The organism is Methylobacterium persicinum (genome assembly GCF_022179525.1).
In the GTDB taxonomy this organism is placed as follows: Bacteria; Pseudomonadota; Alphaproteobacteria; order Rhizobiales; family Beijerinckiaceae; genus Methylobacterium; species Methylobacterium persicinum.
In genome coordinates this window covers 47,960-71,710 of the sequence record NZ_BPQX01000042.1, presented here as the reverse complement: position 1 = coordinate 71,710, position 23,751 = coordinate 47,960, and the positions used below count along the sequence as shown (strand labels likewise).

Sequence of the window (23,751 nt, the reverse complement as noted above, 5' to 3'; positions counted from 1 at the left end):
TCCAAGCCGGCGTAACGCGACGCGAAACGGGGCAGCATCACCGATGGGCGCTAAGCGTAATCCTCAAACCTTCCGCGCCGCGATACGGGTCTCGATGGCGTCCCACACGGCGACGGCGAGGTTCGGGCCACCGAGTCGCTCGATGGCACGGATACCCGTGGGCGACGTGACGTTGATCTCGGTGAGATGGCCGTCGATCACGTCGATGCCGACGAGGATGAGGCCGCGGCGGGTGAGTTCCGGGCCGATCGTCGCACAAATTTCGCGCTCGCGCTCAGTGAGTTCGGACGCAGAAGCCGCGCCGCCGCGGACCATGTTCGAGCGGATGTCGCCGGCCGCCGGTACGCGGTTCACGGCGCCCATCGCCACGCCGTCGACGAGGATGATGCGCTTGTCCCCCTCGGTGACGCGGTCGAGGTAGCGCTGGACCATCCAAGGCTCCTTGAAGGTCGTCGCGAAGAGATCGAACATCGAACCGAAATTCGGGTCCGACTCCGTCACCTTGAACACCGCGGCACCGCCATGGCCGTGCAGCGGCTTCATCGCCACCGTCCCGTGCTCGAGCCTGAACGCCTGGATTTCCTCCTTGTCGCGGCTGACCAGCGTCGGTGGCATCAATTCGGGATAGTCGAGGACGAACAGCTTCTCGGGCGCGTTGCGGACCTCCGTCGGGTTGTTGACGACAAGGGTCTGCGGGTGGATCCGCTCCAGAAGGTGCGTCGCCGTGACATAGGCCATGTCGAACGGCGGATCCTGCCGCATCAGCACCGCGTCGCATTCGGCCAGCTCGATCCGCTCTGGCGGCGTCAGGGTGAAGTGGTCACCCTGCGCATCCTTGACGGTCAGCCCCTCGACGCGCGCAGTGACCCGCCGGCCCTGCATGGAGAGCCGGTCGGGCGTGTAGTACAAGAGCCGGTGGCCCCGCCGCTGGGCTTCGAGGAGCAGGGCGAAGGTCGTATCGCCCGCGACCCTAATGTTCTGGATCGGGTCCATCTGGACCGCGACGGTCAGGCTCATGGCGGCTTTCCCCTGCGCTCGTGACGCGGGACGTTATTCGTTCTGCATCGACTTGCTGCCCGTCCGCCGGTCGTAGTCGCCGATGGCGGCGCGGCACTTCTGGGAAAGGCGGGCACGGTTGCGGGTCATGCAGCGATCCGCATCCGGGCTGTTCGGATCGACGCCGATGCAAAGGCGGAAATAGTCGTCGGCGCAGCCGAGCTGGAGCCCTTGGTCGTCGCGTTGAGCCAGGGCCGGACCGGCCGTGAGGGTCATAAGCGTCAAAGCCACCAGCGCGACGGCGCGCGGCGAACGAAGGGTTTGGTCCGGAACCAGTCGCATCCAGCCTTGTCCTCAGCAATCATGAGCGGGCGGCGGACCGCCCTGCGTTGCGTGGGCATATCGGGCCAGCAGGGCGGTAGGCAAGCGCCCGCTCCGCACTTGTCGCGCTCGTTGCAGAAATGCGCCGGCCGTTGCCCCACGCAAAATGGCCCCACCCGCATCCGGGCAGGGCCAGTCTAAGGGAGGAAACGCCCGCCATGGGCCAACAGTACCTAGCAAGCTGCGCGCCAAGCATGAGCGCAATGACCGGCGACCGCGCAAGCTTCTGTTAACCATCCCGTGATGATCTGCCCTCACAGCGAGAGACCCGACACCGACCCCTTCCGAAGACCACGCCCTTGCCGACGCCCTTTGCAGGGTCTGGGCGGATTGCCCGGATCGCCGACAGGAGCCAGACCATGCCTCGTCAGAACTCAGCCGGGCGCCCGCCCGCCGCGACCGAGGAACGAGAGACCCCCGCGCCGCAGGACGCCGTGGTGGTTCAGTTTCCCGGCAGCGCCCGTCGCCCCGCCAGGCCGACGCCCGCAACCGGCGAGGCCCGCGGCCAGATCCTGCTGTTCCTTGGCGTGCGTTACGAACGCCTCGCCTCCTGAACGGTCTCCGGCCCCTGTGGGCGGCCGGTCTTTAAAGCGTACGCGTCCGGCGCGGCCGGCGGATGCGAATCGACGCCCGCAGCCCCTGTCAGCCCCATGCCACGCCAGTTCCGCCCCTCCCCATCCGGTGCCCCGCGCCCGGTCCGCGCAGCCGGGATATCGACCCTGGCCCTCGCCGGTGCGCTCGCCCTGGTCTCCTGCGCCCAGCAGGGCGACTTCGGCCGGCCCAAGGCCGGTGTCTGGAACAGCCTCATCGATGCCACGGGCACGGTCGCTGCCACGGAACGCGAGGAGCCGGCTTCGGCCTCGCCCTATACCGACGACGAGCAGGATCTCCGCAACCGCTCTTGGCGGTTCCTCATGCCGGCGATCACCCGCGAGGCGTTCCTCGACATCCTCGCCAACCTCACCCGGGCCCGGGTGCTGCCGGCCTCCTGGCGGCCGGACGATCCGGCGGCCTACCATGACGCCCTGCTGGCTCCGGATTTCCGGTCTCCGGTGTCCCGCTATCGCCGGTTGACGGACGATGCCGTTGCCGATGCGCGGTTGATCCCGCCCTTCGCGGCCCTTGCTGGCCGGGTCGCGGATGCCGACGCCCGGCGCCTGCGCAGCCTTCCGTTCGCCAGGACCCTCGACGACTGGGACGTGCGGCAGGCCGCGATGCGGGTCGCCGAGAACCGGTGCCTCATCGCCTGGGTCCGCCTGGAGACGGGCAAGAGACTGGACGCCTATCGCTACGCCCTCGAACACCTCTTCGCCGAAGCGCCGGAAGTCGGGGCCACCGAGGCCGAGCGTGCCCTGGCGATGCTCGCAGCGCGGCGGACGCTCCTCAATCCGATCCTGCCGCCGGATGCGGCGATCCGCTGCGGGCTTATCCCGGCACCGCCCGTCGCGGCGGCGCCACCCGTGGCAGCGGGAACACCCCTGGTGGTGAAGGACTGAGCGACCTCAGCGCCCGCCAGGTTTGCGCGGCTCGTCGTCCGGTGCGTCGGTGGTGCAGGACACGGCCCGCACGGCGGCGTTGGCGGCCTCGCGCTGGCTCGGTAGCCCGGCGATGACCCGCACGACCACGAAGCCTTGCCCCTCCGGTGCGACGATCCGGACGTCGCGGCTCGGCTCGTTCTCGTCGTCATCGGCCAGGGCTTGGTCGTACTGGGCGCGGGTCAGGATCACGAGGTCGAGGGCACCGCGAACGGCGGCCTGATCGGTGACGGCATAGAACGCGCCCTGCCGCCCGTGGGCCGCGAGGGACAGGGCGAGGTTGCCCGTCCGGGCCGAGACCCGCATCGGACCGTCCGACAGATCGAAGGCGCAGACGCCCACGGCCACCGCCGGGTCGGGAATGGGAAGCCACACCTCCTGCGGCGCGGGGGCATCGCCGGTGGCCAGGGCATAAACCGCCTGCGGATGATCGAGATTTTCGCTGGTCTTGGCGCGGGTCACGGCGTCCGTCTCGGCCAGACGCGGGATGGCGAGCACGGCCATGATGTGGACGAGCCCCGCAAGGACTAGCCCCGTCAATGTCGCGTAGACGATGCGCAATCTCACGGCGCGCATCCTTCGCGGGTGATCGACGGCACCACGCTCCTGTCGAGGGAGGCGGCGCTGGCCGCGGCCGGCGTGTCGTAGAGGCGCAAAGCGAGCCGCATCGGACCATCCGCCCGGGGGCTCGGGAGCCAGTTGCCGGGCTCGACCTCGGGGCCAAGGACGATGACGAAGCGTCCGTCCTGCTGGCGCAGGATCTCGGTGGAGGTGAACCCGTCCCGGATATGGGGGCGGTTCGGGTCTCGGGGGCCGCGGCCCGCGACAGTGATCGTCCAGGCGCGGGCGGGGGGCACCGCGCCGGAGATCGCATAGGTGCAGGACGCGTCCAGCGAACGACCCTCGTCGTCCTCCGAGGCGGTCATGAGCAGGCCCTCGCCCACGGCCAGGGGGATCTCGCCGCGCCGCGCGTTCACCGCGCGGGTATAGGGATCGGCGTTGGCCGAACCCGCCCGGGGCCACGCCATCCAGGGTCCGATGCGAACGCCGCCGAACGGGTAGCCGCCCCGGGTCGCCCAGTCGGCGCTCGCGAGGCCGAGGAACGCGCCGAGACCTAGCGCATACAGCACGAGGAGGGGTGTGCCGGCCTTGCGGACGAACCGGCCCACGAGACGGCCGGCCCCCCGGGGTGTCATCGTCCTGCGGGAGGACCCCGCCGACGCCTCCTCGGACGAGGACAGGCGCGCGGCCTGTCCGGGAAACGCAAGCTTCATGGCCTGCGCCTCACGGAACGCCGATGCGGCCGCCGACCGACCGGGCGCCGTCGGCGACCTCGCGGGGCGCCGCGGCGGAGGCGCGGTCGTTCGAACTCCCGGTCCGGGGCCCGGAGGTACCCCCGGCCCGGCCCGTCTCGACCCTCGGCCGCTCGGCGGCGCGGAAGAGGCCGTTCAGGCCGCCGATCACCTCGAACGAGCGGCGGGAGAGCTTGCCGAAGGCGCTGGCGTTCGGGTCGGTCGGCGCAGTCGCGCCTCCTGCGGCCTGCTGGGCCACGACCTTCGGGCTGTCCTTCAGGCCGGGCAGGCCCTTGATCTCGATGCCCTGATGCGCCGGCTCCATGACATCGTGCCACGTCTGCGCGGGGAGGGAGCCGCCCGTCAGCTTGTTCGTGCTGCTGTGATCGTCGTTCCCGTACCAGACGGCGCCGACGTAGTTGCCGGTGTACCCCACGAACCACGCATCCCGGTAGGCGTTGGTGGTGCCGGACTTGCCGGCAACCTTGATCCCCTCGAGCTGCGCCCGGCGGCCGGTGCCTTCTTCCACGACCTTGTTGAGCATGAAGTTCATATCGGCCACGACCTGGGGCGAGAGCACCCGCTCGGGGGCCTCGTCGGAGTGGCGGTAGATCACCTCGCCGGAGGAGTTGCGGATCTCGGTGGCGGCGTAGGGCTTCGCCTTGAACCCGCCGTTGGCGAAGACCGCATAGCCCGCCGCCTGATCGATCACCGTCACCTCGTCGGACCCGATCGGCAGGGATACGGTGTCGATGAGGGGCGCGGTGACGCCCATGCTGTGGGCCATCGCGATGATCTTCGCCCGGCCGGCCTTGGCGGCCTTGGCCTCGTGGCTGATGCCCATGGCCTTGCCCAGCGCGATCGATATCTTGATCGGGATGGTGTTGATCGACTTCGCCACGGCGAGCCACATGGGCACCCGGCCGGTGTAGGAGCGCCCGTAATTCTGCGGGCACCAGTTGCCGATGCAAACGGGACTGTCGACCACGGTCGTGTCCGGCTTGAACAGACCCGATGCGAGGGCGGCGGCATAGACGTAGGGTTTGAAGGATGAGCCGGGCTGGCGCATCGCATCGGTGGCCCGGTTGAACTGGCTCTCGCCGTAGTCGGCGCCGCCGACCATCGCCCGGAGCGCACCGTCGGGGTCGAGGATCACCATCGCGGCCTCGTCCACGTCGGAGGAGTCGCCGGATTTGCGCAGGATGTCCGCCACCACGTCGTCCGCGCGCTTCTGTACCGCGAGGTCGAGGGGTGTCTTCACCACGAGGACCCGGTCGCCGCGGAGCTTGCCGCTGTCGGCCATGGCCTTCACCTGACCGAAGGCCCAGTCGAGGTAGTAGTCGGCGGTGATGTCGCGGGTGCGGGTGACGGGCGTCGCGGGGTTGCGCAGCGCCGTCTGGATCTGGCCCTCGGTGACGAAGCCGGCTTCGACCATGTTGTGCAGCACGTCGGCCGCGCGGGCGCGGGCGGCGGGCAGGTTCACGTGGGGCGCGTATTTCGTCGGAGCCTTGAACAGGCCGGCGAGCATCGCGGCCTCCGCGAGGCTGATGTCCTTGAGCGGCTTGCCGAAATAGTAATCTGCCGCCGCCACGGCGCCGAAGGTGCCGCCGCCCATGTAGGCCCGGTCGAGATAGAGTTTCAGGATCTCGTTCTTGGTCAGGTGGCTTTCGAGCCAGAAGGCCAGGAACGCCTCGTTGATCTTGCGCTCAAGGGACCGCTCGTTGGTGAGGAACAGGTTCTTCGCGAGCTGCTGGGTGATCGACGAGCCGCCCTGGGTGCCTCCGCCGCCCCGGGAATTGTTGACTAGGGCACGCAGGGTGCCGATCGGGTCGATGCCGTAATGGTCGTAGAAGCGCCGGTCCTCCGTGGAGATCAGCGCCTTGATCATGATGTCCGGAAACTGGTCCAGGGACAGGGAATCGTCGTGCTTGATGCCCCGCCGTCCAACCTCGGTGCCGTAGCGGTCGAGGAAGGTGACCGCGAGGTCCTGCTGCTTGAGCCAGTTGTCGCTGGTGAGCTGGAAGGCCGGCTGCGCCAGGGCGAGCAGCAGCAGGATGCCGCCGGTGCCGAGGGTCAACGCCTCGCTGGTGAGATCGAGGCCGATCCGCTTCCACCCGCGCACGGCAAAGCGGCTCATGAAGCGCTGGAACCGCTCGTAGGCCTCGCCCGTCGAGCGTCCGCCGTCGTAGAGCGACGCGTTGACCCAGGCGTCGAAGGCCAAGGCGGCACGCTCGATGCGGATCTTGATCGCGGTCAATCTGGGCAGGCGCACGGTGTCGGATCCGGTGTTCGGGCGCCCTCTCGGCTGCCCGCTCTTAGCAGGATTGCGCGGCGGCGGCGAGGCGGCGCGATGCCCAGGCCAACGCGGAAGGATGCCGAGCGTCGCCTGTCCGGCCGCACGATCCCGCGCAGCGTTAACGGGGGGAATGCGGCAGCGCCACGGCCATGATGCCCCTTAATCACGCCTACCTGTGCCGCCCCCTTGCCTCGAGGCGCCGCCTCGGGCAGACGGGCGCGTGCTCAAACTCCCGACCAAAGGCCCGCGGCCCGACCCCACGGCGGACCGTCCCCGCGCGGACGAACCGTTCTGGCGGACGAAGTCTTTGGAGGCGATGACCCCCGCCGAGTGGGAAAGCCTCTGCGACGGCTGTGGCCGCTGCTGCCTCCTCAAGCTGGAAGACGAGGATAGCGGCGAGATCCTCCACACGGATATCGGTTGCACGCTTCTCGACGGCTTCGCTTGCCGCTGCCGGGATTATGCCCGACGGCAGAAGAAGGTGCCCGATTGCGTCCGGCTGACGCCGGAGGCGGTGCGCAGCATCACGTGGCTTCCGCCGACCTGCGCCTATCGCCTCGTCCGCGACGGGCTGCCCCTCTATCCGTGGCATCCCCTGGTGTCCGGACGTCCGTCGAGCGTCCACGAGGCCGGCATGTCCGTCCGCGGACGGCTCGCCGGCATCGAGGACGACTTCGGCGAGGACGAATATCCCGAGCGCATCGTGGCATGGCCGGCCGAGGGGCCGGCGGACGAAGGGCCGGCGGACAAGGGCTGAGACCTTCACCGTCATACCGCCCCCGCCGTCATTGCGAGCGCAGCGAAGCAATCCAGGGTAGCGGGACGTGTCAGAACGAGGCGGATCCCCGGATTGCTTCGCTGCGCTCGCAATGCCGCGGTGGCAAGCAGTGCGTTGAAGAGACCCCGCCGACTGCAATGTTCGTCTCTATTGCAGGAATGCGGAGCGGATCCGGCAGAGAAAGCTCAGCCGGCCGCCCGGGAAAGCAGCCTGCCGCCGGCCAGGGCGTTGAGCCCGATCACGCCCGCGACGACAACACAATGGATCAGGATATCCGATAGGCTGGCATCGTGCGGGTGGAAGGGCACGAGAAGCGCGGCCGCAGCCCCCGCCACCGCCAGACCCGCGAGGGCCGCCGTCAGGTTGGGCCGCAGGGGACAGGCACGCCGCAGCATCGCGACCATCAGCAGCGACAGGGGAATCGACACGCACACCAGGAAGCTGAAGCAGCTCACCAATCCATGACCGTCGTCCGCGGGCGGCGAGGCGGCGAACCACATCCGCAAGCAGCCGAGTCCGCTCCCGCTCACCCAGAGCGCGAGCGCCGGAGCCGGAAGGAGCGCCCATCGCGGCGAACGGCCGGGCACGCTCGTGGCGAAGGCGGCATAGGCGGCGGTCACGGCGGTCAATGCGGCCCCGCAGGCGGAAAGCCAGATGTCGGCGGTGCCACCGCGGCCCTCCAGCCCGATCATAGCCAGACGGGACGCGAGGGCTGCCCCGAGGAGCAAGGCCGCGCCGAGCCAGAGGGCCGCACGCCATGCCGGCCGCGGCAGCGGGCGGACGGGCTCGAGCCGTCCAGCGAGTTCTTCGACCAAGCGGTCGTGCCGCGCGTCCATCACTCCTCCCCCCGCATCAAATTTGTTCGCAGGGCCTTAAGCGCCCGATGCAGGTTCACCTTGAGCGCTCCCTTCGTCCGGCCCGTGAGAGCGGCGGTCTCGTCCAGGCTCAGCTCCCGGAGGCCGAGATGCTCCACCGCTTGCCGCTGGCCATCGGGAAGGGCCGCCACCGCCCTGGCCAGGGCGGCGTCCCGCTCCCGCGCCTCGAGTCCGGCATTGGGGGCAGGGGTCGGATCGACTTCGGCCTCGTAGGCGAGGGGATCGTACACTTCCTGTGGGCGTCGGGCGGTACGCCGGAGGCGATCGATGGCCCGCCGCTGGGTGATGGCCCGCAGCCAGGGCAGGAAGGGCCGTGTCGGATCGTAGCTCGCCCGCGCATGATGCACGGTCATCAATGTGTCCTGCACGACATCGTCTACGGCATCACCGCGAACGCCCTGGGCGCGGGCGATCCCGGCCACCACCGGAAGGCAGGCCTTGAGCAGGGCGCGATAGGACGCAGCGTCGCCCCGCTGGGCGGCGGCCATCAAACCCGCCAGATCGCCTTCAAGCGCCATACCGGTCTGCGTCCGTGCCTCCCGCGCCCTGCCTTCTAGCGCAGACGGAGGCGACGCGGCCAGCGGCCGGATCATGGGGCGGACCGGCAGGGTCCCGCCGAATGCGATAGAGTGAGCCATGATGGACGCGCTAGCCCCCGTTCCGGGCCGCGCCGATGATTCGGCCATCCTCGTCCTGAACGATCACCGCGGCCGCCTCACCGGCGGGCCACGGCACGGTTAGGACCTTCGCGGCGCCGGTCCAGCGTCCGATCTCGGCGACGGAGCGCACGACATTGGCCTGCGTGATGGTCCGCCCGGCATTCTCGCCCCGGGCGACCGACGTAACGTGGCGGGGATCGAACCCGACCAGGGTCACGGTTCCGGAACCGATTCCGGCACCGAGCCGCACGGACAGGCCACCGTCGCGACTGAGGCTCACCGGCACGGAGGCCGCCCCGGCTCCCGCCCTGGCCGCTGCGATGGCCGCCCGCACGGAGGCGGCCTGCGATCCCACAAGGCCGGTGCGGCCGTCGATCACGGCCTCGGGCGTGTAGACGCCACCGCCGAGCCTCCCCGCATAGGCGTGCTGGCGCTGGGTCGCTGCCGGAAGAGAGTACGTATCGCGCCAGTCGAGGTGGTTCCAATACGTCACATGGTAGGCGAGGGGCAGGATGTCGCCGCCCTCGCGGGCGAGGTCACCGAGGAGCGCCTCGGCCGGCGGGCAGGATGAGCAGCTCTGCGAGGTGAACAGTTCCACCACGATCGGGCGGGCGGCGGCCGGGGCCACGCCGAGAAGGATGCTGAGCACGAGGGCGGCCGGGCTGCACCCGGTGAAGGTCATCGTTCGCATGGGTCTGATGGCTCCAACGGAGCAAACTTGCCCCGCCTCGACCATTTCGCCCGTCTTCGGCCGCGAGTTACGGCGACGTCGCGATTTTTGTGCGCATAGCCGCCACCGCGAGACATCTCGCGTGTCCGAGCAGCAGTATTTGCACTTATGGTTGCGGTGAGGAGCTAAATTTGCACAACGGTTGTAGATCCGTTGGATATCCCGGTGAATAATGCATCAAAAGAGACTGTTGCGCGGGTTTTCATAGAGCGATCGTTCAGCGAACAACACTTCGCCGGAGCCGTTTGAATGACTGAGACTGCGCCTTCCCGCCTCGACGTCGTCATGCCGGTCCGCAATGCGGCGGCAACTGTTACGGAGAGCATTCTCAGCGCCCTCGCATCACCCTGCTGTCACCGGGTTCTGGTGATCGACGACGCCTCAGAGGACGCGACGGTCGAGACGGTCGAGGCACTGACGAGTCAGGCCGGCGGGCGCGTGGTGCTGACGCGGCTGACCGAGAATGGCGGCCCCGGTTATGCGCGAAACATCGGCATCGCCCTGTCCCAAACCGATCTCGTCGCCTTCCTCGATGCCGACGACGTCTACGAAAGCCAAGCCCTCGAGGTCGGCGTCGCCAGCCTTGATACGTTCAAGGATTTCGCCCTCGTCAGGTTGGCGCTCAAACCGGTCGGGCTCAATCCACTGATCATGAACCATCCAGGCTTCCACGACGCCTGGACGCGGGTCACATTCACGGTGCCGGGCAACGTGGTGGTCCGGCGCAGCGTCCTCATCGATGCGGGCGGCTTTCCGGAGGACGAGCTGTTCCGGCGCCACGGCGGCGAAGACGTGGCCCTGCTCCAGGCGATTCGCCGGACCTGCCACATCGGCACGACCTTCACCGAGCCCGGCGTGCGCTATCGGATCCGGCCAGACTGCGCGGCCTTGCGGCTCGTGCAGTCCCACCTGACCGGCGTTAGGCCGCCGGGAGTCGCGGACGATCTTCCGAAGGCCGAAGCGATCACCCGACGGATCATGCAGCGCCTGCGGCTTTTGAACCCGCTCGTCTGCCCGCACCCGACCGTCGTCAGTGTTCACGCGAACTGGGCGCCCGTCGAACCGTCCCCATCGCCAGAGCGCGAACCAACCATCGAGCCCGCACCCATCGCTCAGAGATCGAACAGGCTCACCTCCCGCAAAAGGTCCACGAAGAGCTTTGCCCCATGATCGAGGAGGGCCCGGCCCGCCTCCGCTGAGCCGAGCCGCGCATCCCCCATCGCCCCGGACGGGTTGAGATCACCGGCCTTCCACGCCAGGGCCGCCGGCCGGCCGGTGCGCAGGACGCGGAATTCCCGGGCCATCCCGGCGCCGCGGGAGGGAAAATCCCGGACCCGTCCCGTGCGCACGAAATCGGGGCGAAGGGCGAGCATCAGAGCCGTCTCGATGCCGCCGGCATGGATGCCGTGGGTGATCTCCTCCGGCGGGAAGAGACCGTCGGGATAGCCGAGGCGGCTCCACGACGTCGTGACCGCGACCATGCCGTGCCGCGCCCGCAACTCACCCGCCACGAGATCGATCAAGGCGCTGTTGCCCCCGTGGCTCGTCACGACGACGAGGCGGCGGCAGCCGGTTCGGGCGATCCCGGCCCCGATCTCAGTCCAGGCCGCGAGGGCGGTTCCGGTGGTGAGGGTGAGGGTGCCGGGAAAGGCGTCGTGCTCGTCCGATTTGCCGACCGGCTGGATGGGCAGGATGAGTGCGTCGAGATTCGCGGGGGTGAGGGCGATGACCCGGTCGAGATAGCCTGTCGCGATGTCAACATCGGTGGAGAGCGGCAGATGCGGCCCGTGCTGCTCGATGGCGGCGACGGGCAACACCGCCACCGTCCGCGCCATGTCCCGGGCGGCGATCTCCTCGGTGGTCAGGTCGGACCAGGGCCGCGCCGTCATGTCTCCGATCCCCCTGCTCCCCACGATGGGACGGGTGTATCTCCCGCCCGCCGCCGGTGTCGATCAGGAGGTAGCCGCCTCAGGCGAAGAGGGCGTCGATATCGTCCTGGGTCGTGGCGATCTCCTCGGCCTGCGGGCCGTTGAGCATCAGCTCGGAGGCCCGTTCGCGGCGGGCCCGTTCGACCGGATCGGAGATGGCAGCATCCCGGGCCCGGACGGCGCCGATGAAGCGGTCGAGCCGCTGCTCGAAGCTTTGGAGGGCATCGACCACCTTCGAGATGCGCTGCCCGGTGATGTCCTGGAACGCACAGGCCTCGAAGATCGTGCCGATATGCTCTTCCAGCACCGGCCGGTGCTCGGCTCCGTCGGGCAGGCTCAGGATCGATTCCGCGGCGGCCATGATCCGGTTGGTCGCCCCCGCCGTAGCGGCGAGAACGCTTCCCAGTTCCTCATGGGCCATCGGGATCCTGTCCCGGGTCATCTCGTTCGCACGAAGGGCCGCGATCTCATCCCGCATATGCGTGATGTACTCGGCGATCTGGATAAGTTCGGAGACCACTGTCGCCGATTCGAAATCACGGATGTTCGCGGAACTCGGCCGCTGCGCCTGAGCCATATGCCTTACCTCGAGTGCCGGAACGCTTGGATCGGTCCGCCCGCATCCCCCCCGGGATTGGCGAGGATGCGCGGCGGATGCGCCGTCGCATCCCGGCGGCGCCGTCAGCTTCCGCAGACGGCCTCGATCTTCGACTTAAGCGTCGCCGCATTGAAAGGCTTGACGATGTAGTTGTTCACACCGGCCTTCTTGGCGGCGATGACGTTCTCGGTCTTCGACTCGGCGGTGACCATGATGAACGGCGTCGTGCGCAGGCTCTCGTCGGCCCGGACGTGGCGCAGAAGCTCGTAGCCGGTCATCGGCTCCATGTTCCAGTCGGAGATGACGAGACCGTACTTGCGGCCCTTCATGCGAGCGAGGGCGGCGGTCCCATCGGACGCGTCGTCGACCTCTTCGAAGCCCAATTGCTTGAGCAGGTTGCGAATGATGCGGACCATCGTCTGGTAGTCATCGACGACGAGGATCGGCATGCTCAGATCGAGAGCCATGAACCAAATGCTCCGAAGTCCCCCGGAACGCGTCACGTCCGGCTTGAAAGGATTGTCCTGTCCGGCAGATCAACCGCACGGAACCTGAGTGGGACCTTAGCTCAGCCGTATTGCAAAGGGGTTAAAGGGCACGCAGAGACCTCGCTTGACCGGCTCGACCCGTTTCGGCAGGGTCCCCGCCGCCCGAACCCGGATGTTGACTTCCGCGGCTCCGCGCTTTCGAAAGCATCGATTCAGATCCGATGGTCCCAGGCGACGACACGACCGCGCGGCCCTTTCTCCTCTGCCGTGTGGACGAGCCCTTGCCGGCGGCGCTGCGCGGCGCCGTGGCAGCGATCGGCAATTTCGATGGCGTGCACCGCGGTCACAGGGCCCTCGCGGCGACCGTCCGCGCGGAAGCGGAGGCCGGCGGCCACCCGGCCGTGGCACTGACCTTCGCGCCTCATCCCCGCGCGTTCTTCCGCCCCCACGCGCCGATGTTCCGCCTGACGGGGGAGCAGGCCAAGGAGATCCTGTTCGCGCAGACCGGGCTTGATGGGCTGATCATCCGCCGCTTCGATGCGGGGCTGGCGGGAACCGGCGCTCGCGCCTTCGTGATGGATTTCCTGCATGACGGCCTCGGCCTGTCCGGCGTCGTGGTCGGCCACGACTTTCATTTTGGCCGCGCCCGGGAGGGAACGCCGGCCCTTCTTCAGGACCTTTGCCGGGAGGCCGGCATGAGTTGCCGCCTCGTCGAACCCGTTGCCCTGCCAGGGGAGCAGGAGCCCGTTTCATCGAGCAAGATCCGCGCGGCGCTGGCGGAAGGCGACGTGACGAGGGCGAATGCGCTCCTCGGCTACCGCTGGTTCGTAATCGCCACCGTGCGCCACGGCGACAAGCGCGGGCGGACCCTCGGCTACCCGACCGCCAACCTGATGCTCGACGATTGCGGCCTCGCCCACGGCATCTACGCGGTGCGGATCCGCCTGCCCGACGGACAGATCAAGGACGGCGTGGCGAGTTACGGGCGGCGCCCGACCTTCGACGACGGCGCCCCGCTCCTCGAAGTGAACCTGTTCGCCTTCTCCGGCGATCTCTACGGACAGGACCTCGCCGTGGAGTTCGTCGGCTATATCCGGGGGGAGGAGCGTTTCGCCGGGGCCGATGAACTGATCGCGCGGATGCATCTCGACGCGGCGGAGGCCCGTCGCCTGCTGGCGGCCGACACGGTGCCGTCGATGCTCGCCTGACCGGGCACAGGGGGTGTAGAGGGTTTTCGAATCGACTTCGGAGGCGACAGTGCTGGGCCGGTTGGATCGTGGAAATACGGGAGAGGCCGTGGTGGCCTACGGCGACGGGACCATGCGGGTGGTGAAGCCCGGCAGCTTCGTGCGCTGCGCGGTGACCGGGGACGCCATTCCCCTCGATGCGCTCCGTTACTGGAGCGTCGCCCGGCAGGAAGCCTATGTCTCTCCCGAGGCCCTGATGACGCGGCTGAAAGCGAGCGGCCGCCCTTAAGATACCCGGGAGGTTTTTCCTGCGCCTTTACAACTCCCTAGGGCGTTTTCTGCGAAACTTGGATCGCATCCTCTTCCCCGTCATTGTGAGCGCAGCGAAGCAATCGAGGGCACCGGAACCTCTCAGGATGGTGCGGATCCCTGGGTTGCTTCGCTGCGCTCGCAATCACGGAGGGGCGCCGTGAGCCGACGCTTCCAGGAAACGCTCACGACGCAAAACCTCAAGTGACGGCGGAGGAGCGCGCGCCTGGCCGAATCGTCTTGCTCGAACTAAGGGTGAGAAGGCAGCCGTAGGCCACTGACGTTGCTAATCAATCCTTCTGGTGCCATGTGAGGGCGGAGCTGATCTGCTTGAGCAGGGCAGGGGGATCCATGAAGCGTAGCTTGATCTTCAGGACCTCAACCTGACCCGTGAAATCCGGCGGCAGGCGCACAGCATCCTTCTCGGTGGTCACGAGGCCCGCCCCGAGCCTCTGGGCCTCGGCGGCGAGGCGGATGAGTTCGGATGGCCGGTAGGGATGGTGATCCGGGAAAGATCGGGCGCCACGCAGGTCCGCCCCGGCATCCCGCAGGGTTGCGAAGAACTTCTCCGGCCGGCCGATCCCCGCGAAGGCGAACCAGGGGCGGCCGGACACGCCGTTCCCGTCCGGAACGAGGCGCGCCTGGTGGACGGGCAGCCCCCGTCTCTCCGCCTCTTCGGCGACAGCGTCCCCAGCATTGCCCTCACCCACGAGGATCACCCCACCGACATGGGGCCATTGCCGGGCCAACGGCACCCGAAGGGGTCCCGCCGGAAAGACTCGGCCGTTCCCGACCCCCGCGCCACCATCTACCACAGCGAGGGCGAGATCCTTGGCGAGGCTGGGGTTCTGAAGCCCGTCATCCATCACGATGACCGAAGCGCCGAGATCCGTGCAGAGCGAAGCCCCGGCCGGGCGTCGGCGGGCGACGACGGTCGGCGCGTCACGTGCCAGGAGCAGGGGTTCGTCGCCGACATCGGCGGCGCCATGGACCCCAAGCTCGACTCGAACGGGGCCGGCGAGGCGACCGCCATAGCCGCGGGTGAGAAAGACCGGCGTCCGTCCGCCATCGCGCAGCATGGCAGCGAGGGCCAGGGCGGCCGGCGTCTTCCCGGCCCCGCCCAGGGTGAAGTTCCCGAGGCACAAAACGGGGCAGCTCGCCCGCTGCCCCGGCCGATCCATGCGCTTGGCACCAGCCGACCCATACAAGGCTGCAAGCGGCGAGAGCAGACGTGCGGTCCAGTGGTCCGGCGCGCCCTGCCAGAAACCGGGCGGACGCATCAGGTCCGGCTTCGTGCGGACGGATGGACGCCGTGCAGCTTCATCTGCGCCACGAAGGGATCGAGCACGGCAAGGGTCCGGCCGACCGCACCCTCGAAGGGCCTTAGGGCCGCCTGACCGGCCTCGGCCATCTCTGCGAGGCGCGTGCCGTCGCCGAGCAGCCGTCCGACGAGATCCGTCAACTCGGCACCGTCGGCGACCAAAGCCGCGCCGCTGGATCGGTCGAGGGCGCTGTAGACCTCAGCAAAGTTGTCGGTATGGGGCCCGTGCAGGACCGCCGCATCCAGCCGCACCGCTTCGATGGGGTTCTGCCCCCCCCGGGGCGCGAGGGATCCGCCGAGGAAGACAAGGGGGCAGAGCCGGTAGAACAGACCCAATTCGCCGATCGTGTCGGCGACATACAGATCGACGCTCGGATGGGGGCGACCACCAGCCGAGCGGCGGGCGGTCCGAAGCCCCGCTTCCGTTCCGATGGCGGCGGCTTCGCCCCCTCGCCGGGGATGCCTCGGCGCGAGGATCGTAAGCAGGTTCGGAAACCGCCCCTTCAACTCCGCATGGGCGCGGGCAACGGCGGCCTCCTCGCCCGGATGGGTGCTCGCCGCCAGCCAGACCGGCCGTCCTGCCATCATCGGCCGGAGGTAGTTGAGCTGCTGCGGATCCGCGGGCGGAACGGGGGCATCGAACTTGAGATTGCCGACGACAGACACGCGCGGGGCGCCGAGCTTGGCGAAGCGGGACCCATCCTCCGCCGTTTGGGCGAGGCAAACGGCGATCCGCGAGAGCAGAGCCGCCGCCGTACGACGGGAGCGCTCCCAGCCCCTGAAAGACCGCTCGGACATCCGGCCGTTCACAAGGATCAGCGGGATATCCCGCTCGTCGAGGGAGATGATCGTGTTGGGCCAGATCTCCGATTCGGCGACCACGGCGATGTCAGGCTGCCAATGATCCAGGAAGCGCTCGATCCAGCGCGGCGCGTCCAGGGGCATGTACTGATGCACAGCGCCCGGCGGCAGGCGGGCGCCGATCAAGTCCGCGGCGGTCCGAGTCCCGGTCGTGACCAGGACCGAATATCGCCGGGCGATCATGCCCTCCACTAGGGCGACGAGAGACAGGACCTCGCCGACGCTCGCGCCGTGCATCCAGACCAGGGGGCCGATCGGCCGCGCCCGCCCCGGCAGGCCGCGCCTTTCCCCGAGGCGACGGGGATCCTCCTTGCCATGGCGGGCCCGCCACGCCAGCAGGCCGGCCACGGCGGGCTCTCCGATTCGCAAGCCGGCCCGGTAGATCTGCAACGGCAACGTCAGGGGAGGGTGCCTCAAGCCGCGCCCTCCTGGAGCGCTCCTGCCGACGCGGCGGGCTCGCCGTAATAGGCGGCCCGGTCATGCCGCCCGATCAGGGCGTAGGCCCGGGCGTGGACCCGGTCCATCTCCGCCTCGAGCTGGCGGCGCAAGCCCTCGAACGCCTCGTCCTCGCAGTCCCTCGGCACGACGATGGGGTCGCCCAGCACGACCGCTCCCCGGCCGAAGGGAAGGGCGAGGCAGGCCCGGTCCCAAGATCCGAATCGGAGGTGGCGGCTCGTCGCCACCGCGGCGGGGATGATCGGTCGTCCTGAGAACCTCGCGAGGGTCAGGATGCCGGCATCGCAGCGGCGCGTCACCTTGGGCACGTCGGCACTGAACGGCACCGATTCCCCGGCCTTCAGGGCCTTAAGCATGGCCCGCAAACCCTCCGCACCACCCTTCGCTCGGGTATCGGCGGTCCTGCGGCGCCCTCGGGCCCCGGAGGCGCGGATCACCCGCACACCCAGGCATTCGAGGGCGATGGTGTTGATGTCCCCGTCCGGGTTCCGGGAGATGATGGTCGCCACCCGGTCGGAGGGGCGGCGCATCAGCGGCATCTGGATATGCTGCCCGTGCCACATGCCGAAGATCGCCGGCAACTGCGCGTCGAGCCAGGCATTCGCATCGCCGGGGCCGCCGGCCCGGCTCCCCGCTTCAAACGTGAAGCGGTTGGTGGCGCCGACGAGACGCAGGTAGCGGGCGGCGAGGCGCCCGAGCGCCCGCTTCACAGGCGGCTGTCGAAGAAGGCGCTTGATGAAACTCATTACGGCCCGCTGGTCAGGCGTGGCGGCATACGCCCTGCGACAGGGACGACACAAGTCGCCAGATTGCACTCTCCACGTTCCCGTACGGCGTACCAAGCCGCCGGAGACCGACCGAACCAAGCTCACAAAGGCGTGTCGTCGGCTTGTTTGGAGCGATTCCAGATTGTAGATTGGAATTGTTCCAGAACGGAGGCGGCGATGGCGTTGGTGGTGGAGGAGACGGCCGAAGTCCTGGCGGAGGCGCGGCGGGAATTCGTTCTGCGCTATGTCCAGCCCGGCTTGGCCGGCCTGATCGACGGGTCTGTCTCGACCCTGGCGCCGATCTTCGCGGCCGCCTTCGCCACCGGCCACAACTGGTCGACATTCCTCGTGGGCCTCGCGGCCTCGATCGGGGCCGGGATCAGCATGGGCTTCACGGAAGCCCTCTCGGACGATGGAAGCGTGACGGGGCGGGGCAACCCGCTGATCCGGGGCCTCGTCTGCGGGGTCATGACCACGATCGGGGGCCTCGGCCACACCCTTCCCTATGCCATCCCGGACGACCTTCCCCCCGGCTGGCCGAACGCCTTCATACTCGCCACGGGGCTCGCCATCGCCGTGGTGGTGGTCGAACTCGCGGTGATCGCGGGCATCCGCACGCGATTCATGGCGACGCCGTTCTGGCGGGCGGCCCTGCAGGTGATGCTCGGCGGCTTGCTGGTCCTCGTCACGGGGATCGTGATCGGAAGCGCTTGACGCGGGGACCGGCCGCCGCGATGCCGGGGCGACATCCGGAGCGCCCCCTCACTTGCCCTTCCGCCTCGCCCATCTCAGCGACCCGCATGTCGGCCCGCTCGGCCGGCCGAGGCTCCATCAATTGTTCGGCAAGCGGGCGACCGGCTACGCCAATTGGCAGCGGGGGCGGTCCCGCAGCCACGACATGGCGACCCTGTCCCTTCTGGTGGCCGATCTTCGCGCGCAGGGAGCAGATCATGTCGCCTGCACAGGCGACCTCTGCAACATCGGCCTGCCCAGCGAATGGGCGACGGCGCGGGCCTTCATGGAGGCGCTCGGGCCGTCGGCGGATGTGAGCCTCGTGCCGGGCAACCACGACGCCTATGTCCGTGGTTCACTCGAAGGCCTGCTCGCGTCCTGCGGAGCCTACATCACGGACGACTCCGGAGTGCCGGCGCATTTCCCCTACCTCCGGCGGCGCGGGCCGATCGCCCTCGTCGGCCTTTCGAGCGCCATCCCCACGAAGCCCTTCGTCGCCAGCGGACGCCTCGGACCACCGCAACTTGCGGCGGCGGAGACGCTGTTGAGGGCGCTGGCCACGGAACCGGGGCGCCCCTGCCGAGTGGTGATGATACACCATCCGCCCCACCCCGGCGGGGCGTCGCCGGGCCGCGAGTTGAAGGACGCCGCCGCCTTCGCCGCGATGATCGGGCGGGTCGGCGCCGAACTCGTCATGCACGGCCACAACCATGTGGCGAGCCTCGCCCGGATGGCCGGTCCGGGTGGCTTCGGGGTGCCGGTGGTGGGCGTGCCGTCCGCCTCGGCCCTGCCGGACGGACATGGCGCTTTGCCGGGGCGCCGGGCAGGCTATGCGCTCTACGAGTTTGAGAAAGTCGGCGACGGCTATGCCATCGCCGCCCGCCGCCGCGGCCTCGATGCCTCCGGCGTGATGGCCGATCTCGGCTCCTTCGACCTGAAGACGGCCGCGCTCACGGGTACGGCGGCCTGAGGGGCCTGTCAGGTGGCGTTGGCGAGGACACCCGCCGGGCGACGGACGATGCTGGCCTCGTAACGCTCGGCCTGGACGCGGGTGAGACCGCTGACCAGGGCGAGCTTGCCGAGATACACGGTGTAGGTGCCGTCGTGGGTCGGCTTGACTCGAATGGTGTCGGACATGGGAACCTGCCTTGTGCTGGAGAAAGCTGTCGCAGGATTGTCGGCCTCACCGGTCCCCTTCTGGGCCGGTATCGGTGGCGCACGCCGTGAGTGGAGGTTAGGCAAGTCGTCCTTGGACGCAAGGCCAGCCTGTGGTGAAGTACCGACGACCGGAAAGTTGCAGCGCGGGAAGGCTTTGACGAGTCACGCGATCCGGCGCTTGCTCAAATAATGGGCAAGACCCATGCATTTTGTATAAGGCCGCAAATACCGGATTGAGCCGGCTCAACAACTGGCGAATCACCGTATTTCCGACAGAACCGAGGTCGAGCCCATGGAATTCTGGCGTCTCACAGCCACGGAACTCTCCCACAGGATTAGCAGCGGCGAAGTCTCAGCCCGGGAAGTCGCCGCAGATGCCCTCGGCCGGCTGGAGGCGGTCAACGGTGCGCTCAACGCGGTGGTGGAACACCGGCCCGAGGAGGTTCTGCGCGAGGCCGATGCGGTGGATGAAAGCCGCCTGCGGGGCGATGCCCTCGGGCCACTCGCCGGCGTGCCGGTGACCATCAAGGTCAATGCCGACCAGCGTGGCTTTCCCACCACGAACGGGCTGCGCTTGCAGAAGGATCTGGTCGCCGAAGCCGACAGCCCGGTCGTGGCGAACCTCCGCCGGGCCGGGGCGGTGCTCCTCGGCCGCACCAACACGCCGGCCTTCTCCCTGCGCTGGTTCACCACCAACGGCTTGCACGGCGCGACGAAGAACCCCCGTGACCCGTCTTTGACTCCGGGCGGATCGTCCGGCGGGGCCGGGTCTGCGGTGGCGGCGGGCATCGGCGCCATCGCCCACGGCACCGACATCGCCGGATCGGTGCGCTACCCCGCCTATGCGTGCGGGGTCCACGGCCTGCGCCCGAGCTTCGGCCGGATCCCGGCCTGGAACGCGTCGTCCCCGGAACGCGGGATCGGCCCGCAACTCATGGCGGTGTCTGGGCCCCTGGCCAGGAGTATCGGCGACATCCGCCTTGCCCTGTCCGCGATGGCGGCACCGGATCCCCGCGACCCGTGGTGGGTCCCCGCACCTCTCGAAGGCCCGGCCAGGCCGCGCCGGGTGGCCCTTTGCCTGCGTCCCGGCGGCCTCGCCATCGTGCCGGAGGTCGAGGCGGCCCTGCGCGACGCCGCCGCCCGGCTGGGCGCCGCCGGCTGGGAGGTCGAGGAGATTGCCGATACGCCGCCGATCCGCGAGGCCAACGACATCCAGCTCACGCTCTGGCTCGGGGATGGCTATGCCGCCGTCCGGGCGGCGGCGGAGCGCGAGGGCGACCCGGAGGCCATCGGCCTCCTCGAAGCATTCCGGAGCAGGGCGGAGTCCCTTGGGCCGGACGCGATCCCACAGGCGCTTGTCCGCCGGGCGACCCTCGTCCGGCAATGGTCCGTCTTCCTAGCCGACCACCCCGTTCTGCTGCTGCCCGTCTCTGGTGAACTGCCCTTCCCGGACGGGCTCGACCGGACCCCGGATGGCATCGCCCGCGCCTTCGAGGCGAACCTATTGCAGGTGGGACTGGCGCCGCTCGGCGTTCCCGCCCTCACCGTCACGACGGGTCTCGTCGGCCGCACGCCGGTGGGCGTCCAGATCGTCGCCGCCCGGTTCCGGGAGGATCTCTGCCTCGCGGCGGGCGAGGCGATCGAGGCTGGCGGCGTACCGGCCATGCCGGTGGACCCGGTGGGCGTCTGACCCGTCCGGTCCCGGGGGCAATGGCGGGACAAGGAGAAAGGATTGGAGGAGCGACGACGGCCTGCCGAGCGTCAGGCCCCCAGCCGCAACAGCAGCCCGGCGAAGAGCCGCGCCCGGCCCGGAAGCGAGTCGATCAGCACGTGTTCCTCGGGCGTATGGTAACCGCGCCCCAGGGCGCCGAGCCCGTCGAGGGTCGGGATGCCCAGGGCTCCCGTGAAGTTGCCGTCGGACCCGCCGCCGGCACTGCCGTGGGTGAGCACGATGCCGGCCCGGGCGGCGATGTCCTTCGCGATGGCGTAGAGGGCGAGCGTGCCCGCGTCCGGCTCCCAGACAGGGCGCGTGACGCCCCGGCTCACGCTGAAGTAGACACCGTCCTCCTCCCCGCAGAGGGCGAGCATCCGGTCTACGACGCGGTCGAGGTCGGCTTGGCGCTTGGCCATGCTGAGGGCCTGTCCCCGGCAGAGGGTGGGGACGCAGTTCACCCATTGCCCGCCCGAGACGATGCCGGTGGACACCGTGCAGTCGGCATCGGACAGGGCGTCGATCGCTAGGACCTTCCGGGCCATGGCGCGGATCGCCGAGCGTCCCTCGGCCGGCGATGAGCCGGCATGGCTCGGCCGGCCCACGGCCTCGAGGTGGAATCGGGCGATGGCGTAACGCCCGGTGACGACACCGTCACCGGGTTGGCCGGGTTCCGGAACGAGGACGAAGGCATGGCGCGCGGCCTCGGCCTCGATCAGGTCGCGGGTCGAGGGACTTCCCACCTCCTCGTCGCTGGTGAACAGCACGGTCACCGGCAGGGGTGTCCGGGACCCCGCGGCGGCGAGGGCGCGGATCGCCGCAAGGGCGATGACATTGCCGCCCTTCATGTCGAGGGCGCCCGGCCCGTAAGCCCGGTCGCCCTCGATCCGCCAGGGCATGTGCGCCAGACTTCCCACGGGATGGACCGTGTCGAGATGGCCGAGGACGAGGATGCCGGGCTCATCCCGGCGGGGATGGGGGAATCGGGCTCGGACGCAGTCCCCCAGGCCCATGCGGCCGGGGATGGTCTCGACTTGCGCCCCGGCGATGGCGAGGTCGCGGGCGGCCAGGGCCATCATGCGGTTCACCGCCGCCGCATCGTGGGTCGGGCTTTCGCACTCCACCCAGGCCCGCAGGGTATCCAAGATCTCGTCCGGCGCGACATGCAGTGCGCTTGTCATCGGGCAGCCTCCGGGGCGGTGGCGGAGAACGGGTCGGCAACCCGCGGCCAGTAGCGCGGATCGCGCTTCGTGTAGGGAATCGCGCCGTAATCCGGGGGCACCGCGCCGGGCGCTGCCACGTAGCGCACGGTGGAGGCGAAGGGGATGAAGCCGGCATAGAAATGCTGCATCGACTTCACGACGACGATGCGCTTGTCGTCCAGCGTCAGGCCGAGGCCGGTGAAGGCGTCGGGGGCGAAGGGCTGCTGCCGCTTGTGCGTGAGCACGAGATGGATGCCGTTTGCCTCCACCCAGGCCGCCGGCCCGAGTTGCGCCCGCCCGCCGCTGAGGCCGCCCTGGCTGTGATCCTCGGACAGGCCCCGGACCGTTACCCGAAGATCCACCGGTTCGCCTGAGGTCACGCCGCACTTGCCGCCAATCCGCAGGTCGAACGTCGCGCCGAGGCCCGCCTCGTGGCAGATGCCAACGGCGCCGGGGTCCCAGATCATCCCCAGCGCGGCCCCCTTCACCCCGCGGGCAACGAGCCGCGCGAGGACCGCCGTGTTGTCGGAGGGCGCGCCAGCGCCGGCGTTGTCGGCGGTGTCCGCCAGCACCATCGGCCGGGGGTCGTCCGAGTCCAGGGCCGCATCGATGGCGGCGTCGATCGTGTCGAAGGCGGTGGCGGCGGCGTCCCGCATCGCCCAGACTTCGGCGGCGAGTTCGTCGGCCAGGGCCTGCGCCCTGTCATCGTCGCCATCGGCAACGACGAGCATCTTCGCGCCGACATCCGCCACGTCGGCGTAGGGGAAGCCGTGGCCGAAGGAGACGGAGAGGATGCCGTCCCGCCCCTCGAGCGCGGTCATCCGGCGGACGAAGCCCGCCACCGGCTCGCGGGTGGTGCGCCACATGCTGACCATCCGGCAATCGGCATAGGCCATGACCGGGCGGATGCGCCGCTCCGCCGTCCCGATCACGAGCGGATAGAGGTCCCGGGCCCGGTCCACGATGTCGGTGTGCGGGTATTCCTTATAGATCACCATCACGTCCGCGGCCCTGCGCATCGCTTCGGTGAGGTGACAGTGCAGGTCGATCTCAACCCCGATGGTCACGTCCGGCCCGATCAGCGCGCGGACCTGTTCGAGGGTGTCGCCCTCGCAATCGTCGTAGCCTTCGGCGACCATCGCCCCATGCATGAACAGGAGCACGCCATCCACGGGCAAGGCGGCGCGCAGATCGTCGAGGAGCGTGTCACGGAGCTCTTCGTAGACGCCCCGAAGCGTCGTTCCGCCGGGCTGGGCGAAGGTGGAGATGCTCTCCACGACTTCGTGCCCGTCCGCCTCGGCCAACTCCCGCCATGCCTTAAGGCCGATATTGCTCAGGGAGGGTGGCGCGCGGGTGCCGTTCCGTCGGGAGTAGTCGGCCAGGAAGGCCGCGCGGCCGGTGGGCAGGGGGGCGAAGGTGTTGGTCTCGGTGGCGAGCCCGGCGATGAAGAGCTTCAAGGGGTCTCCTTGGTATGAAATCGCCCGGGCCACC

25 protein-coding genes and 1 pseudogene are annotated in these 23,751 nt (G+C 69.2%); 9 read left to right on the top strand and 17 right to left on the bottom strand.

Features of this window, described 5'->3' with window-relative positions:
• Nucleotides 1-63 precede the first annotated feature (63 nt).
• Complete coding sequence (gshB, locus tag MFF22_RS18010) at nucleotides 64-1,017, bottom strand: glutathione synthase (protein WP_238250466.1); 954 nt, start codon at nucleotides 1,015-1,017, stop codon at nucleotides 64-66.
• 33 nt (nucleotides 1,018-1,050) lie between these two features.
• Nucleotides 1,051-1,338, bottom strand: coding sequence for a hypothetical protein (locus MFF22_RS18005; RefSeq protein ID WP_238250465.1), 288 nt, complete (start codon nucleotides 1,336-1,338; stop codon nucleotides 1,051-1,053).
• Between the two features lie 398 nt (nucleotides 1,339-1,736).
• Here MFF22_RS18005 and MFF22_RS18000 point away from each other — a divergent pair, with 398 nt between their 5' ends.
• Together MFF22_RS18000 and MFF22_RS17995 are read left to right on the top strand one after the other, a co-directional pair.
• The gene (locus MFF22_RS18000; protein ID WP_238250464.1) at nucleotides 1,737-1,931 is read left to right on the top strand and encodes a hypothetical protein; all 195 of its coding nucleotides are present in this window, start codon (nucleotides 1,737-1,739) and stop codon (nucleotides 1,929-1,931) included.
• Nucleotides 1,932-2,027: 96 nt separating this feature from the next.
• Nucleotides 2,028-2,873, top strand: a complete 846-nt coding sequence (locus MFF22_RS17995) for a hypothetical protein (protein ID WP_238250463.1) — start codon at nucleotides 2,028-2,030, stop codon at nucleotides 2,871-2,873.
• A 6-nt stretch (nucleotides 2,874-2,879) separates the two neighbouring features.
• On the opposite strand, the gene MFF22_RS17990 is transcribed toward MFF22_RS17995, so the two are convergent.
• From MFF22_RS17990 to MFF22_RS17980, 3 genes are read right to left on the bottom strand one after another with little or no spacing between them, the layout of a single operon-like run.
• Entirely contained in the window at nucleotides 2,880-3,488 is a 609-nt protein-coding gene (locus MFF22_RS17990; RefSeq protein WP_238250460.1) for a DUF1254 domain-containing protein, read from the bottom strand.
• Entirely contained in the window at nucleotides 3,476-4,186 is a 711-nt protein-coding gene (locus MFF22_RS17985) for a DUF1214 domain-containing protein (RefSeq protein WP_370877602.1), read from the bottom strand. Before MFF22_RS17985 ends, MFF22_RS17990 begins: the two co-directional genes overlap by 13 nt.
• A gap of 10 nt (nucleotides 4,187-4,196) precedes the next feature.
• A complete protein-coding gene (locus tag MFF22_RS17980) occupies nucleotides 4,197-6,476 on the bottom strand; it encodes a transglycosylase domain-containing protein (RefSeq protein WP_238250459.1) in 2,280 nt (759 codons plus the stop codon).
• Nucleotides 6,477-6,720: 244 nt separating this feature from the next.
• Between MFF22_RS17980 and MFF22_RS17975 the strand changes: the two genes are divergently transcribed.
• Nucleotides 6,721-7,257, top strand: a complete 537-nt coding sequence (locus tag MFF22_RS17975) for a YcgN family cysteine cluster protein (RefSeq protein ID WP_283206190.1) — start codon at nucleotides 6,721-6,723, stop codon at nucleotides 7,255-7,257.
• Between the two features lie 206 nt (nucleotides 7,258-7,463).
• Here MFF22_RS17975 and MFF22_RS17970 read toward each other — a convergent pair whose 3' ends face one another.
• From MFF22_RS17970 to MFF22_RS17960, 3 genes are all read right to left on the bottom strand, one after another.
• On the bottom strand, nucleotides 7,464-8,114 hold the full coding sequence (locus MFF22_RS17970; RefSeq protein ID WP_370877601.1) for an NrsF family protein: 651 nt from the start codon (nucleotides 8,112-8,114) through the stop codon (nucleotides 7,464-7,466).
• The gene (locus tag MFF22_RS17965) at nucleotides 8,114-8,671 is read right to left on the bottom strand and encodes a sigma-70 family RNA polymerase sigma factor (protein WP_238250452.1); all 558 of its coding nucleotides are present in this window, start codon (nucleotides 8,669-8,671) and stop codon (nucleotides 8,114-8,116) included. The genes MFF22_RS17970 and MFF22_RS17965 overlap by 1 nt, the downstream gene beginning before the upstream one ends.
• 130 nt (nucleotides 8,672-8,801) lie before the next feature.
• Nucleotides 8,802-9,503: a DUF1223 domain-containing protein gene (locus MFF22_RS17960; RefSeq protein WP_370877600.1), complete on the bottom strand. Its 702-nt coding sequence runs from the start codon at nucleotides 9,501-9,503 to the stop codon at nucleotides 8,802-8,804.
• A gap of 288 nt (nucleotides 9,504-9,791) precedes the next feature.
• On the opposite strand from MFF22_RS17960, the gene MFF22_RS17955 reads away from it, so the two are divergent.
• The gene (locus tag MFF22_RS17955; protein WP_238250450.1) at nucleotides 9,792-10,712 is read left to right on the top strand and encodes a glycosyltransferase family 2 protein; all 921 of its coding nucleotides are present in this window, start codon (nucleotides 9,792-9,794) and stop codon (nucleotides 10,710-10,712) included.
• On the opposite strand, the gene MFF22_RS17950 is transcribed toward MFF22_RS17955, so the two are convergent.
• The 3 genes from MFF22_RS17950 to MFF22_RS17940 form a co-directional block, all read right to left on the bottom strand.
• Entirely contained in the window at nucleotides 10,655-11,431 is a 777-nt protein-coding gene (locus tag MFF22_RS17950) for a creatininase family protein (protein WP_238250449.1), read from the bottom strand. The genes MFF22_RS17955 and MFF22_RS17950 overlap by 58 nt on opposite strands.
• 79 nt (nucleotides 11,432-11,510) lie before the next feature.
• Nucleotides 11,511-12,047 carry a protein phosphatase CheZ gene (locus tag MFF22_RS17945; RefSeq protein ID WP_238250448.1) on the bottom strand — a complete coding sequence of 179 codons (537 nt, stop codon included), beginning with the start codon at nucleotides 12,045-12,047 and terminating at the stop codon, nucleotides 11,511-11,513.
• A 104-nt stretch (nucleotides 12,048-12,151) separates the two neighbouring features.
• Entirely contained in the window at nucleotides 12,152-12,535 is a 384-nt protein-coding gene (locus MFF22_RS17940) for a response regulator (RefSeq protein WP_238250447.1), read from the bottom strand.
• 242 nt (nucleotides 12,536-12,777) lie between these two features.
• Here MFF22_RS17940 and MFF22_RS17935 point away from each other — a divergent pair, with 242 nt between their 5' ends.
• Complete coding sequence (locus MFF22_RS17935; RefSeq protein ID WP_238250445.1) at nucleotides 12,778-13,764, top strand: bifunctional riboflavin kinase/FAD synthetase; 987 nt, start codon at nucleotides 12,778-12,780, stop codon at nucleotides 13,762-13,764.
• Nucleotides 13,765-13,813: 49 nt separating this feature from the next.
• Nucleotides 13,814-14,032: a DUF2093 domain-containing protein gene (locus MFF22_RS17930; protein ID WP_238250443.1), complete on the top strand. Its 219-nt coding sequence runs from the start codon at nucleotides 13,814-13,816 to the stop codon at nucleotides 14,030-14,032.
• Nucleotides 14,033-14,342: 310 nt separating this feature from the next.
• Here the strand turns inward: MFF22_RS17930 and lpxK are convergent, their stop codons facing one another.
• From lpxK to MFF22_RS17915, 3 genes are read right to left on the bottom strand one after another with little or no spacing between them, the layout of a single operon-like run.
• The gene (gene lpxK, locus MFF22_RS17925) at nucleotides 14,343-15,332 is read right to left on the bottom strand and encodes a tetraacyldisaccharide 4'-kinase (RefSeq protein WP_238250442.1); all 990 of its coding nucleotides are present in this window, start codon (nucleotides 15,330-15,332) and stop codon (nucleotides 14,343-14,345) included.
• Entirely contained in the window at nucleotides 15,332-16,651 is a 1,320-nt protein-coding gene (locus tag MFF22_RS17920) for a 3-deoxy-D-manno-octulosonic acid transferase (RefSeq protein WP_238250441.1), read from the bottom strand. The genes lpxK and MFF22_RS17920 overlap by 1 nt, the downstream gene beginning before the upstream one ends.
• Nucleotides 16,648-17,436 (bottom strand): lysophospholipid acyltransferase family protein, encoded by a 789-nt coding sequence (locus MFF22_RS17915; protein ID WP_238250440.1) that lies wholly within the window; start codon nucleotides 17,434-17,436, stop codon nucleotides 16,648-16,650. Before MFF22_RS17915 ends, MFF22_RS17920 begins: the two co-directional genes overlap by 4 nt.
• A 243-nt stretch (nucleotides 17,437-17,679) precedes the next feature.
• On the opposite strand from MFF22_RS17915, the pseudogene MFF22_RS17910 reads away from it, so the two are divergent.
• Both MFF22_RS17910 and MFF22_RS17905 read left to right on the top strand, forming a co-directional pair.
• Nucleotides 17,680-18,171: pseudogene (locus MFF22_RS17910) on the top strand (VIT1/CCC1 transporter family protein); the annotation flags it as partial.
• Nucleotides 18,172-18,223: 52 nt separating this feature from the next.
• Nucleotides 18,224-19,159: a metallophosphoesterase family protein gene (locus MFF22_RS17905; RefSeq protein ID WP_238250439.1), complete on the top strand. Its 936-nt coding sequence runs from the start codon at nucleotides 18,224-18,226 to the stop codon at nucleotides 19,157-19,159.
• 8 nt (nucleotides 19,160-19,167) lie between these two features.
• Here MFF22_RS17905 and MFF22_RS17900 read toward each other — a convergent pair whose 3' ends face one another.
• Nucleotides 19,168-19,326: a hypothetical protein gene (locus MFF22_RS17900; protein WP_238250438.1), complete on the bottom strand. Its 159-nt coding sequence runs from the start codon at nucleotides 19,324-19,326 to the stop codon at nucleotides 19,168-19,170.
• Nucleotides 19,327-19,639: 313 nt separating this feature from the next.
• Here MFF22_RS17900 and MFF22_RS17895 point away from each other — a divergent pair, with 313 nt between their 5' ends.
• The gene (locus tag MFF22_RS17895; protein WP_238250437.1) at nucleotides 19,640-21,037 is read left to right on the top strand and encodes an amidase family protein; all 1,398 of its coding nucleotides are present in this window, start codon (nucleotides 19,640-19,642) and stop codon (nucleotides 21,035-21,037) included.
• 71 nt (nucleotides 21,038-21,108) lie between these two features.
• On the opposite strand, the gene MFF22_RS17890 is transcribed toward MFF22_RS17895, so the two are convergent.
• A complete protein-coding gene (locus MFF22_RS17890; protein WP_238250435.1) occupies nucleotides 21,109-22,239 on the bottom strand; it encodes a M20/M25/M40 family metallo-hydrolase in 1,131 nt (376 codons plus the stop codon).
• Nucleotides 22,236-23,717: a M81 family metallopeptidase gene (locus MFF22_RS17885; RefSeq protein WP_238250434.1), complete on the bottom strand. Its 1,482-nt coding sequence runs from the start codon at nucleotides 23,715-23,717 to the stop codon at nucleotides 22,236-22,238. Before MFF22_RS17885 ends, MFF22_RS17890 begins: the two co-directional genes overlap by 4 nt.
• Nucleotides 23,718-23,751 lie beyond the last annotated feature (34 nt).

Coding starts and splice junctions, on each gene's coding strand:
- gshB (WP_238250466.1), bottom strand. CDS start 1,017: ATGAGCCTGACCGTCGCGGTCCAGATGGACCCGATCCAGAACATTAGG.
- MFF22_RS18005 (WP_238250465.1), bottom strand. CDS start 1,338: ATGCGACTGGTTCCGGACCAAACCCTTCGTTCGCCGCGCGCCGTCGCG.
- MFF22_RS18000 (WP_238250464.1), top strand. CDS start 1,737: ATGCCTCGTCAGAACTCAGCCGGGCGCCCGCCCGCCGCGACCGAGGAA.
- MFF22_RS17995 (WP_238250463.1), top strand. CDS start 2,028: ATGCCACGCCAGTTCCGCCCCTCCCCATCCGGTGCCCCGCGCCCGGTC.
- MFF22_RS17990 (WP_238250460.1), bottom strand. CDS start 3,488: ATGCGCGCCGTGAGATTGCGCATCGTCTACGCGACATTGACGGGGCTA.
- MFF22_RS17985 (WP_370877602.1), bottom strand. CDS start 4,186: ATGAAGCTTGCGTTTCCCGGACAGGCCGCGCGCCTGTCCTCGTCCGAG.
- MFF22_RS17970 (WP_370877601.1), bottom strand. CDS start 8,114: ATGGACGCGCGGCACGACCGCTTGGTCGAAGAACTCGCTGGACGGCTC.
- MFF22_RS17965 (WP_238250452.1), bottom strand. CDS start 8,671: ATGGCGCTTGAAGGCGATCTGGCGGGTTTGATGGCCGCCGCCCAGCGG.
- MFF22_RS17960 (WP_370877600.1), bottom strand. CDS start 9,503: ATGCGAACGATGACCTTCACCGGGTGCAGCCCGGCCGCCCTCGTGCTC.
- MFF22_RS17955 (WP_238250450.1), top strand. CDS start 9,792: ATGACTGAGACTGCGCCTTCCCGCCTCGACGTCGTCATGCCGGTCCGC.
- MFF22_RS17950 (WP_238250449.1), bottom strand. CDS start 11,431: ATGACGGCGCGGCCCTGGTCCGACCTGACCACCGAGGAGATCGCCGCC.
- MFF22_RS17945 (WP_238250448.1), bottom strand. CDS start 12,047: ATGGCTCAGGCGCAGCGGCCGAGTTCCGCGAACATCCGTGATTTCGAA.
- MFF22_RS17940 (WP_238250447.1), bottom strand. CDS start 12,535: ATGGCTCTCGATCTGAGCATGCCGATCCTCGTCGTCGATGACTACCAG.
- MFF22_RS17935 (WP_238250445.1), top strand. CDS start 12,778: ATGGTCCCAGGCGACGACACGACCGCGCGGCCCTTTCTCCTCTGCCGT.
- lpxK (WP_238250442.1), bottom strand. CDS start 15,332: ATGCGTCCGCCCGGTTTCTGGCAGGGCGCGCCGGACCACTGGACCGCA.
- MFF22_RS17915 (WP_238250440.1), bottom strand. CDS start 17,436: ATGAGTTTCATCAAGCGCCTTCTTCGACAGCCGCCTGTGAAGCGGGCG.
- MFF22_RS17900 (WP_238250438.1), bottom strand. CDS start 19,326: ATGTCCGACACCATTCGAGTCAAGCCGACCCACGACGGCACCTACACC.
- MFF22_RS17895 (WP_238250437.1), top strand. CDS start 19,640: ATGGAATTCTGGCGTCTCACAGCCACGGAACTCTCCCACAGGATTAGC.
- MFF22_RS17890 (WP_238250435.1), bottom strand. CDS start 22,239: ATGACAAGCGCACTGCATGTCGCGCCGGACGAGATCTTGGATACCCTG.